The organism is Candidatus Bipolaricaulota bacterium, assembly GCA_021159055.1.
GTDB lineage: Bacteria > Bipolaricaulota > Bipolaricaulia > UBA7950 > UBA9294 > S016-54.
This window is the reverse complement of sequence record JAGGSO010000135.1, coordinates 1-10,159: the sequence shown is the minus strand read 5'-3', so window position 1 is coordinate 10,159 and position 10,159 is coordinate 1. Positions and strand designations below refer to the sequence as shown.

The 10,159-nt window shown below is 60.5% G+C and carries 11 protein-coding genes and 1 pseudogene; 11 read left to right on the top strand and 1 reads right to left on the bottom strand.

All coding sequences use genetic code 11. The annotated features are described in order from the left end of the window. Positions 1 to 131 precede the first annotated feature (131 nt). The 11 genes and pseudogenes from J7J55_07070 to J7J55_07020 all read left to right on the top strand — a co-directional run bounded on the left by J7J55_07070 (position 132) and on the right by J7J55_07020 (position 9,457). Complete coding sequence (locus J7J55_07070; GenBank protein ID MCD6142460.1) at positions 132 to 557, top strand: helix-turn-helix transcriptional regulator; 426 nt, start codon at positions 132 to 134, stop codon at positions 555 to 557. Then, a complete protein-coding gene (locus J7J55_07065; GenBank protein ID MCD6142459.1) occupies positions 523 to 1,542 on the top strand; it encodes an arsenic resistance protein in 1,020 nt (339 codons plus the stop codon). The genes J7J55_07070 and J7J55_07065 overlap by 35 nt, the downstream gene beginning before the upstream one ends. Beyond that, positions 1,535 to 1,795, top strand: coding sequence for a universal stress protein (locus tag J7J55_07060; GenBank protein ID MCD6142458.1), 261 nt, complete (start codon positions 1,535 to 1,537; stop codon positions 1,793 to 1,795). The genes J7J55_07065 and J7J55_07060 overlap by 8 nt, the downstream gene beginning before the upstream one ends. After that, complete coding sequence (locus tag J7J55_07055) at positions 1,792 to 2,169, top strand: carboxymuconolactone decarboxylase family protein (protein MCD6142457.1); 378 nt, start codon at positions 1,792 to 1,794, stop codon at positions 2,167 to 2,169. The genes J7J55_07060 and J7J55_07055 overlap by 4 nt, the downstream gene beginning before the upstream one ends. Further along, a complete protein-coding gene (locus J7J55_07050; GenBank protein ID MCD6142456.1) occupies positions 2,166 to 4,094 on the top strand; it encodes an FAD-dependent oxidoreductase in 1,929 nt (642 codons plus the stop codon). Before J7J55_07055 ends, J7J55_07050 begins: the two co-directional genes overlap by 4 nt. Position 4,095: 1 nt before the next feature. Further along, complete coding sequence (locus J7J55_07045; protein ID MCD6142455.1) at positions 4,096 to 5,040, top strand: ATP-binding cassette domain-containing protein; 945 nt, start codon at positions 4,096 to 4,098, stop codon at positions 5,038 to 5,040. Next, a complete protein-coding gene (locus J7J55_07040; protein MCD6142454.1) occupies positions 5,037 to 5,783 on the top strand; it encodes an ABC transporter permease in 747 nt (248 codons plus the stop codon). The genes J7J55_07045 and J7J55_07040 overlap by 4 nt, the downstream gene beginning before the upstream one ends. Before the next feature lie 26 nt (positions 5,784 to 5,809). Next, positions 5,810 to 6,077: pseudogene (locus J7J55_07035) on the top strand (DAK2 domain-containing protein). Positions 6,078 to 6,417: 340 nt separating this feature from the next. Beyond that, entirely contained in the window at positions 6,418 to 7,467 is a 1,050-nt protein-coding gene (locus J7J55_07030) for a flippase-like domain-containing protein (protein ID MCD6142453.1), read from the top strand. A 32-nt stretch (positions 7,468 to 7,499) separates the two neighbouring features. Continuing rightward, the gene (locus J7J55_07025; protein ID MCD6142452.1) at positions 7,500 to 8,234 is read left to right on the top strand and encodes an ABC transporter ATP-binding protein; all 735 of its coding nucleotides are present in this window, start codon (positions 7,500 to 7,502) and stop codon (positions 8,232 to 8,234) included. Then, on the top strand, positions 8,231 to 9,457 hold the full coding sequence (locus tag J7J55_07020; GenBank protein ID MCD6142451.1) for an ABC-2 transporter permease: 1,227 nt from the start codon (positions 8,231 to 8,233) through the stop codon (positions 9,455 to 9,457). Before J7J55_07025 ends, J7J55_07020 begins: the two co-directional genes overlap by 4 nt. A 6-nt stretch (positions 9,458 to 9,463) precedes the next feature. Here J7J55_07020 and J7J55_07015 read toward each other — a convergent pair. Continuing rightward, a partial coding sequence (locus J7J55_07015) for a CBS domain-containing protein (GenBank protein MCD6142450.1) occupies positions 9,464 to 10,159 on the bottom strand: 696 nt, incomplete at its 5' end.

Below are 10,159 nucleotides of genomic sequence, written 5' to 3'. Positions count from 1 at the left end.
TTTTTTCAACCACTTCTCCACTAACCTCTTTGCCTGGTAACGATCTCCTGGCGCATCCCCCCTCGGACTTGACAGCGGCTGCAATTTAACGTATATATGTGTCAGAGTCATATAAGGGAGTGAGCTAGGAGATGCCCCGGAAGAGACAGAAATCGACGGTTAAACCGTGGTGCAACTGCTACCCCACCGAGCGTCCGCCCCGGTTTCTGCGACCGTTTTTGCTCCTCCTCCTGCGGGAGCGGAAAGGGCACGGATACGAGTTGATCGATCGGATGCGGGAGATGGGGCTGGAATACTCGATTCAGGATGCAGGCTACGTCTACCGCACCCTCCGGTCGATGGAGGCGAAGGGACTGATCACATCAGAGTGGGACACGGCGAATGCCGGACCGGCAAAACGGGTCTATGCCATAACCCCAAAAGGGATGGGCCTGCTGCATGAGTGGGCACAGGCGTTAGAGAACCTCAAGGTCAGCCTGGAGGCGTTTTTGGAAGCATATGAACGGATGGAGGGGAAGCTCCATGCGCCTAAGATCATTAAAAAATCACCTGAGTAAGTACCTGCTCCTGTACGTCATCGCGTGCATGGGGATCGGGGTGGGAGCCGGCTATCCGGCCGCGGGATACGTCACCGCCCACAAGGGCGTGTTCACGTCCCTGACCACGGTCGCGGTGTTCTTCATCATCTACCCGATGATGGTGAACCTGAAGCTGGATTCGCTCCGGCTGGCGGCGAAGAACTGGCGCGGAATCCTCCTCGCCCTCGCCTACAACTTCCTCCTCGCACCGCTGTTCGGCTATCTCCTCGCACGCGGGTTCCTCCACGACCAGCAGCTCGCCATGGGGTTCCTCCTGGTGATGGTCGTCCCGTGTTCATCGATGTCGATCGGCTACACCGGGCTGGCCGAGGGAAACGTGGAGTTGGCCACGGTGGTGATGGCGGTAAGCTTCATCTTTTCCATCTTCGCCGTTCCAGCATGGATGAGCCTGTTCGCCGCTCAGTATCACATGCCGTCACCGACGTGGATCCTGATAAAGTCGATGCTCACCGTCCTCATCGCCCCGATGATCGCCGGCTATCTCACCCGGATCGGGCTGATCAAGCGGTTGGGAGAACGGCGGTTCATGCAGCTTCTCCCGCTATTTCCGTCGCTGTCACTCATCGCCATGTACGGGATCGTGTTCCTCATCTTCTTCATGAAAGCGCCCCTGATCGTGCACAAGTGGGAGCTGGTGGCATGGCTCACGATCCCGAACACTCTGTTCATGGGGGTGACGCTCCTGCTGATCACGTGGATCGATCGATTGATTCACCTTTCCTATGAGGATCACATGGCGATCGTGTTCGCCTCGACCGGGAAGAACAACGGGACAGCGATCGCCCTGGCGACGATGGCCTTCTCCCCGTTGGTAGCGATCCCAGCAGCGACCCTGCCGATCTTTCAGATCCTCTTGATGGTTACATACCTTAAAGCCGCCCCCTGGTTACGGCGTTACTTCTCTGGCAAGAGACGGGCAGAAGCGGAGGTGAACGATGTTTAGGCGCATCCTCTACCCGACCGATTTCTCCACCGCGGCGAAGGCGGAGCTTGTCGTGGTCGAGGGGATTCCATTTCAAGAGATCGTCAAGACAGCAAAAGATAAACGGGTCTCCCTCATCGTCATGGGTTCGCACGGAGAACATGGGATCGTGGAGCGGGTAATCGGCTCGACCACGGCGCGCGTGCTGCGGGAGAGCCCGGTCCCGGTCCTCGTGATCCGACCAAGAGGGAATCGAACGGAGGGCAAGAAATGAGTGAGGATGTAAACCAGAAGGCATTAGCTATGCTCGCACAAATGAAGACGAAGCGGTCGGAAGTGCCGGAGTTCTTGGAGTTCCTCGCTCACGAACTCCCGGAAGTCTTCGTCCGCCACCAGGAAGACAAGCACTTTGCCATGCACTGGGGGGATCTCCCGGAGAAAGTGAAAGTCCTCATTTGTCTTGCGGTCTGTGCCGCACTGGGCGAGGAAGAGATGATCCGCTCTTACCTCATCGCTGGACGGGATCACGGAGCAACGGAACAGGAACTCCTACAGACGATCCTCCTCGCCCGGTTCGTAAAGGCGTCGACTGTGCTCAAGGCCGGAACACAGGCGATCATGAACCGCAAGGGAAGTGAGCGCGAATGAAATTCCCTCATCTCTTCTCCCCGATCGAGATCGGTCGGGTTGAGCTCCCCAACCGGGTGATCTTCCCGCCGATCGCAACGAACCTGGCTCACGTCTCCGGTGAGGTCTCCGAGCGCCAAGTCTTCCATTACGCCCGGCGCGCGGAGGGAGGGGCGGGGTTGATCATCGTGGAGAACGCGTGCATCGACTACCCAGCCGCCCGCCACGGTGCAACTCAGCCCCGGATCGATTCGGACGAATTCATCCCTGGATTGACACAGCTGGCACGAGTGGTACACGATGCCGGCGCAAAGATTTCGATCGAACTCACCCATCCCGGATTACACGCCTCTCTCAAGTTCAATGGAGGACGCCGCCCCATTGCTCCCTCTTCCGTTCCTTTGCGGCAGGACGGCGTCCTCCCGCATGAGATCTCCGCGGAGGAGATCAGAGCCGTTGTTGAAGCCTACGCCCAAGCGGCGTTGCGCGCGAAGCGGGCCGGGTTCGACATGGTGGAATTGCAAGGAGGACATGGCCTGCTCATCAACCAGTTCCTCTCCCCGCTCACCAACAAGCGGACCGACCGCTACGGCGGATCGCGCGAGAACCGACTCCGGTTCGTTGCCGAGATCGTCGAGCGGATCCGTTCCCTGTGCGGAGGCAGGTTTCCGATCACCATCCGATTCGCCGCGGACGACATGATGAAAGGCGGGATCGACCCCGAAGAGGGCAAGGCCCTCGCCGCCGGGCTAGAGGCGATTGGACTCGACATGATTCAGGCCGATCTTGGGCTATGCCCGAAGGAGAAGCGTCTCGAGCCGATGCCCTATCCCCAAGGATGGCGGGCATACCTAGCAAAGGGACTCAAGGAGGTTGTCTCGATTCCGGTGGCGGCGGTGGGGGTGATCCGCGAGCCCGAGTTTGCCGAGGGGCTGCTATCCCGCGGTGAGGCGGACTTAATCGTCCTCGGCAGAACGCTGATCGCCGATCCGGACTGGCCGAACAAGGCGCGGGCCGGGCATCCGGAGCGGATCAGAAAGTGCATCGGGTGTGGGGAATGCGTGAAGGCGCGCCATCATGACGATCAGGCACTACATTGCGGGGTGAACCCGGTGGTAGGGATGGACGCGGAGTTTGAGCGGATCACCCCGGCGCCAAAATCGAAGCGGGTTTTGGTGATCGGCGGCGGTCCCGCCGGAATGGAGGCAGCGCGGGTCGCTGCGCTGCGCGGACATGCGGTAACACTGTGCGATGAACAGAAGAGACTGGGGGGCACGCTGAATATCGCCGCCATCCCGCCGGGGAAGGAGAAGATACGCTGGTTAATCGAGTACTACGAGAACGAACTTTCCCGCCTTGGGGTGGAGATAAAGCTGAGAACGCACGTCACCCGGGCGACTGTTGAGGATCTGCAACCGGACGCGGTGATCATCGCCACCGGCTGTACCTGTCCGCGCGACGATATCCCCGGGGCAGACCGGCCGAACGTGGTTACGGCGCACGATGTGCTCTCCGGCACGGCAAAGGCTGTTAAAAGTCCGGTTGTGATGATCGGCGGTGGCCTGCTCGGGTTAGAGACGGCCCTGTTCCTGGCGGAAGCCGGCCATTCCGTAACCGTGTTGAAGCGGTACAAGACGATCGCGTCGAATTTGGAACCGATCTACCGTGATTACCTCCTTCGCGAGTTGAAGGAACACAACGTATCGATCATCACCGAGGTGACCGTTGAGCGAATAACCGATCAGAGCGTGAGAATCAAGGACACCCAAGGTAGGGTTCGTGAGATTCCCGCTGCATCCGTCGTCCTGGCACGCAACCCAATCCCACAGCGATCGCTTCAGGAGGAACTGCATGGCTTTGCGACCTACTCGATCGGTGATTGCGTCTACCCCGGGAAGATCGTGGATGCGGTGCGGAGCGGGTACATCGCTGGGCGACAGGTGTGAGATGGACGCAATTGTAGTCGAGGACCTCGTTAAACGCTACGGAAGACTCACCGCGCTGGACGGGATCAGCTTTACCGTGCATCGGGGTGAGTTCTTCGGGTTTCTCGGCCCCAACGGTGCCGGCAAAACGACCACCGTGCGCATCCTCACCGGCATCCTCCCTCCGGACAGCGGACAGGCACGGATAAACGGATACGACATAACGCGGGACGCGATCGCCGCGAAAGGGGCGATGGGAATCGTTCCCGAGATGGCCAACGTGTACATCGACCTCACTGCATGGGGGAACATGATGCTGATGGGGGAGCTGTACGGGGTGCCGCGCCGCGTCCGACGGCAGCGTGCGCAGCAACTGCTAACCGAGTTCGGCTTGTGGGAACGCAGAAACGACCGGGCACGAACGTTCTCCAAGGGGATGCGGCAGCGATTGCTCCTGGCGATGGCGCTTGTCAACGCACCGCAAATCCTGTTCCTCGACGAGCCCACCTCCGGGTTGGACGTGAACAGCGCCCTGATGATCAGAAAGAAGCTTGTGGCCCTGCACGATCAGGGCATGACGATATTTCTCACCACCCACAACCTCGATGAGGCAAACCGGCTGTGTCAGCGGGTAGCGATCATCAACCGCGGTCGCATCATCGCCATCGACCCTCCGGAGGTGCTCCGTCGCACTGCGTCCGAACTTCGCGTAGTTGAGGCACAGCTGCGCGGCGCGATCGCCCCGCTGGCGCTTACCGGAATCCCGGGGGTACGCCGGCACGAAATCGTCGGGGACAAAGTGCGGTTCTACACCGATCGGCCCGACCGCGTGATCAAGGGGTTGGTGAAGGTGGCGGAGGAAAGCAACGCGGAGATCATGGCATTGAACACCGTTGAGCCGAGCTTGGAGGAGGTCTTTCTCAAGCTGACTGGAGCTGGTTCTGATTCCAGGAGGACCGACACATGAATATGGTAGCGCAGCTTTCCCGCGCGTGGGCGGTGTGCAAGAAGGACATCCAGGTGTATTACTTCAAGGGGCCGGTAATCGTGTACGGACCGGTGCTTCCCGGATTCTTGTTCCTCGCGTTCTACGTGGGACGGCACCTCACAGTGGGATTTCTCATCCCCGGGTTGATCGCGATGACGCTGTTCTTTACCGCCACCTCAGTCGGACCGCTGATCGCACCGTGGGAGACACGGATGCGGGTGCTGGAGCGGTTGGTCGCGGCTCCGATCTCGCTGTTCACGATCCTGCTCGGTGATGCGATTGCTTCTCTCATATTCGGGCTCATCGTCACGCTCGTTCCGCTCTTCATCGGGATCGGGCTCGGGGTTCCCATTCACCACGCGTTCATACTCACCCTGGGATTAATCATCGCCGGGGTTTGTTTCTCCTACATCGGGCTGCTGTTCTCCGCGCCTCCGGCCGATATCCCGGGAAACGTTATGATGCTATCCGCACTCGTCAAATTTCCGCTCATATTCATCAGCGGGATATTCATCCCGTTGGCTGAGCTGCCGCAGTGGGGTAGGGCGTTATCATTTGCATCACCGCTCACGTATCTCACCGACTTGCTGCGCTATTGCACGGGAGGCGGGCACTACCTTCCCATTACGATCGATCTGTTGGCCCTCATCGGGTTCGCGGGAGCGATAGCGACCGGAGCGATCCTCTATCACCAGCGCAGTCTTCCCCGGAGGTTCAGCTGATGTCCATCCGAACGGATAGGCGGTTGATGGATGGAATGTGCCTCCGAGATGCGCTTCTGCGTGCGCGCGACCTCGTGCAGGCCCACGTCGAGGAGATCAACCGGTTGAATGTCTTCCCCTCCCGACGGGGATACAGGGACCAACATGTACCTCACGTTGAACGCGATCGCAGAGGGGCTGGAAGAAGGGGGTACGGAACTAACAACAATGTTGGAGGCCATCTCGCACAGTGCCCTTCTCGGAGCACGGGGAAACTCCGGAGTGATCCTCAGCCAGTTCCTCGCCGGGTTCGCTGCGGTGTTCCGCGAGTCGGAGCCGCGGACGGATGCGCAAACCGGGGTGGTGGCGATCTCCCCCGGGGACGGCTTCGCTGAGATCATGCGAAGCCTCGGGGCGAACGAGGTCCTGGTCGGGCGACCGAGCGTGGGGGAGCTCCTCGCCGTCCTGTTCCGGGAGGAAGCCCCGCTTGTCGCCTATGCGGTCGGGGTGGCAATTTTGCCGATGATGAGTGGATTTTCCGATATGCTCCTGCGGATCGGTCCGGGGGGATGGACGGTCGCGTGGCGGGTGGTGCGCTAGTATCGCCGTGGCGTGGGGTCCAGCCGCAATGGGAGGGAGCGGGAAAGAGGGAGCCATGAACGCGAAACTGAAACGCCGGCTGACGATTTATTTCTCCATCGGCATCGGAGGGGCAATCCTGTGGGCGGTCCTCCACTGGGTCGGCTGGCGCCGGGTGACGCAAGAGTTCCTCTCCCTCGGCCCCCTGGGAGGGGCCGTTTTCTTCCTGAACGCAGTGGCGATGTTCTTCCTGTGGGCGCTAACCTGGAAGATCCTCCTCCGCTCCTACGGGATCGAGCGGCGGTGGAGCGAGGTCCTGGGAGCGTTTGCCAGCGGGTACACCGTCACCTACATCACCCCATCCGCCAACTTCGGCGGGGAACCGGTGCGGGTCTACCTGATCTCGCACGGGTTCACCGACCAGACCCAAGAGGCGACGTCGAGCGTGATCGTGGAGCGGTTTCTGAACATGATGAGCGCGCTCGTCCTGATGTTCATCGGGAGCGTTTACGGTCTGTTCACCGATCGGCTCTCTTTCGGGCTCCGCTGGGGGTTGTTCGGATGTGCCAGTGCCGGAATGGCGTTCCTCGTATGGGCGATCATCAGCTTCCGTCACCAGCGTTTGTGGATGACGCGCGGGCTTCGGTTTATCGCCCGGCTGGTCCCGTGGCGGGGATACATCTCCCGGGCGGCGGACTGGTTCGCGGTGGTGGAGCGGGAGATCGACTGCGCCTTCTCACCACGAAGACGGAGGAGGACGCAACTCGCGTTCATCCCCGCCCTTCTCTCCTCGGTCCTGTTCGCGCTGAACCCCCTCATCTTCTTCTACTTCTCCGCCGGGATCGTCCTTTCGCTACTCGACCTCACCCTGATCTTCGCGCTTGCCATGTTTCTCAACATGTTCCTGTGGGTCACGCCAGGCGGGATGGGGGTGATCGAGGGCGGCCTGATCGGGATATTCACCCTGTTCGGAATCGGGAAGGCAGCGGCAGTCGGGTTCTCGTTCGCCCTCAAGCTGACCGAGATCGTGTATGTGCTCTACGGGATCATCTACCTGTTCACCCACGGGACGGCGCGGCTCCTCCATCACCCCGTTTCCCCTCCCCTTGGGGAGACATCGCGTTGACTCCCTCCCTCCCATCTTCTACACTACCGCGCATGGACCCTGCGATCCGCACTGAGAATCTGACCAAGCGATTCGGTCGTCTAACCGCGGTCGACCGGCTCTCTCTCATTGTGCCCCGTTCCGAGATCTACGGGCTGATCGGACCGAACGGGAGCGGAAAAACGACGACCATGCGCCTTCTATGCGGAATACTCAAACCCGATGCAGGGAAGATCACCATCCTTGGACATCGCATCCCGTCGTTCGCAGTGCTACACGAGATCGGGTACATGCCGCAGGAGAACGCGATCTATCCTGATCTGTCCGTACGGGAGAACCTATGCTTCTTTGGGCGGATGCAGGGGCTGTCCCGAGCCGAGATCCAGAGTCGTACCGAAGAGATCCTAAGGATCGTGCATCTGGAGGGGAAACGGGACGCCCTCGCCCGCGATCTGAGCGGGGGGATGCAGCGCCGGGTCTCGCTGGCCGCCGCGATGATCCACAAACCGGCCATCCTTCTCCTCGACGAGCCGACCGCGGGGGTCGATCCCGACCTGCGCGCGTTCTTCTGGGCCCACTTCAAGCACCTGGCGGAGGAAGGGACGACGATCCTGATCAGCACCCATTACCTTGAGGAGGCGTCCCGCTGCCACCGCGTCGGTCTGATGAGTCGGGGGCGGCTGATCGAAGAAGGACCGCCGCAGGCGTTGGAGGAGGAGGCACACGCCGCCACCTTGGAAGAAGCGTTCCTCGCCCTGGTGGGGAAGACGGAGGGAGAGTCGAAATGAACGTGCTGTTCGTCGCCCGTAACGTCTTCCGTCGGTTGCGCCACGACCTTCTCACCGTGTTCATGATCGGGACGATCCCCCTCATATTCATCCTCCTGTTCGGGTACGCGTTCTCCGGAAGCCCGACCGATGTGCGGGTGATCGTGGTCGACCACGATCGGGGAACCATCACCCTGAACACGCGCGAGTTTGGGCAGATAACCTTGCAGAAATCTCTGAGTTCAGAGCTGATCAAGGGATTCAGAAAGAAGGTGTTCCACACCCGTTGGATGGATGACGAAATCCAGGCACGGAACGAACTGAAAGACGGAAAGGTATGGGCGGTGATCGTGATCCAACCCGGGTTTTCGCAGGGGGTTATCGATCGGGTGCTGCAGATCAAGGGCGGAATGCCCTACACCTACCAGGGGCAAACGATCCACCTCCTACCCCGGAGTGAGGCGGCACCCGGACCAGGGATTTCACTGTCGATCGACCGCTCCAACGTCCCGGTGGCGGACACGGTGGTGGCCACAGTGGAGCGGGCGCTGAATAACCTAATGTTCGCCTACATCGGCGGGAAAACCGTCGATTTCAGCAGCCTGCTCAAGGTCGACTACATCTACGCCGGGCAGGCTGACTACCTCGATTACTACTCCCCCGGAGTGATCGGGTTCGCGGTCACGGTGATCACCTCGATGCTCTCTCTGATCGCCTTGGTGCGCGAGGAGCGCAACGGGATTCTGGAACGGCTCCTGACATTCCCGGTCCACCCGTGGGAGCTCAGCCTCGGTTATACCTTAGCATTTACTATCATAGCCATCCTACAAGCACTCGAGGTGATCTTGATCGCCTATTTCTTATTCCACACAATGTTCGCTGGGAGCCTGCTTTTGATGCTCCTTGTGATCGTCGTCTACACCATCGGGTTACAGGGGATGGGAACGCTCCTTTCCGGCCTGGCACGGAACGAGTTCCAGGCGGTGCAGTACGCGCTTTTGATCATCATCCCCGGACTGATCCTCACCGAGGCGTTCTGGCCGGTGGAGGCCCTCTCCCCGACGCTCCGTCCACTTGCCTACATCATACCGCTCACCTACCTGAACCGTGCCCTGCGGGCGGTGATGCTGCGCGGATGGGGAATATCCGGGATCTGGTTCGAGCTCACCGTCCTGGCGAGCTACGCTGTGGTGATGCTTGGATTGAGCATCCTGCTCATGAAGCGGCGCGCGCACACGCGGTGATCTTCCTCACACGGCCCGGGCAAATCGGGCGATGTCCCCTTTGGTGATGATTCCAACGAGCTTGCTCGGATCGCTCCGCAACACCACCGGAAGGCGGCCGATCCCGAGCTCCCCCATCCGTTTCCACACATCGTCGAGAGTCTCGTCCGGATATGCCACGGCCAGGCGGTGGTGGGCAACGGTGATCGCGGGAAGCTTGGGATCCTTCTCCATCGCCTTCATCACGTCCCGTCCGGTGATGATCCCAAGTAGGCGGCCGTTCTCGTCGACAACCGGGAACCCTTGGTGCCCGGTTTTGAGGATCTTATCCTGTACTTCCTCCACCGGAAGATCCTGGGGGACGGTCTCCACCGCCCGGGTCATCGCGTCGGCGACGAACCGCGTCTTGAGCACGTTGAACCCGAGATCTTGGTCGATCCGCACTCCGCGGCGCACGAGCTTGCGGGTGTATATCGTGTCCGGGTAGAGGAGCCATGCCGCAACATCGGCGACCACACATGCGAACATGAGCGGGAGGATGATGTTGTAGTTGCGAGTCATCTCGAACAGCATCACGATCGAGGTGAGGCTGGCGCGGGATACGGCGGAGAAGACCGCGGCCATTCCCACGAGGGCATAGGCCGGATAGGGAGCGGAGGTAGCGGGAAAGATCATGTTCGCCATCACTCCGAATGCGCCCCCGAACGCCGCCCCGATGAACAA

Coding starts and splice junctions, on each gene's coding strand:
- J7J55_07065 (MCD6142459.1), top strand. CDS start 523: ATGCGCCTAAGATCATTAAAAAATCACCTGAGTAAGTACCTGCTCCTG.
- J7J55_07020 (MCD6142451.1), top strand. CDS start 8,231: ATGAACGTGCTGTTCGTCGCCCGTAACGTCTTCCGTCGGTTGCGCCAC.
- J7J55_07070 (MCD6142460.1), top strand. CDS start 132: ATGCCCCGGAAGAGACAGAAATCGACGGTTAAACCGTGGTGCAACTGC.
- J7J55_07030 (MCD6142453.1), top strand. CDS start 6,418: ATGAACGCGAAACTGAAACGCCGGCTGACGATTTATTTCTCCATCGGC.
- J7J55_07050 (MCD6142456.1), top strand. CDS start 2,166: ATGAAATTCCCTCATCTCTTCTCCCCGATCGAGATCGGTCGGGTTGAG.
- J7J55_07040 (MCD6142454.1), top strand. CDS start 5,037: ATGAATATGGTAGCGCAGCTTTCCCGCGCGTGGGCGGTGTGCAAGAAG.
- J7J55_07025 (MCD6142452.1), top strand. CDS start 7,500: ATGGACCCTGCGATCCGCACTGAGAATCTGACCAAGCGATTCGGTCGT.
- J7J55_07055 (MCD6142457.1), top strand. CDS start 1,792: ATGAGTGAGGATGTAAACCAGAAGGCATTAGCTATGCTCGCACAAATG.
- J7J55_07045 (MCD6142455.1), top strand. CDS start 4,096: ATGGACGCAATTGTAGTCGAGGACCTCGTTAAACGCTACGGAAGACTC.
- J7J55_07060 (MCD6142458.1), top strand. CDS start 1,535: ATGTTTAGGCGCATCCTCTACCCGACCGATTTCTCCACCGCGGCGAAG.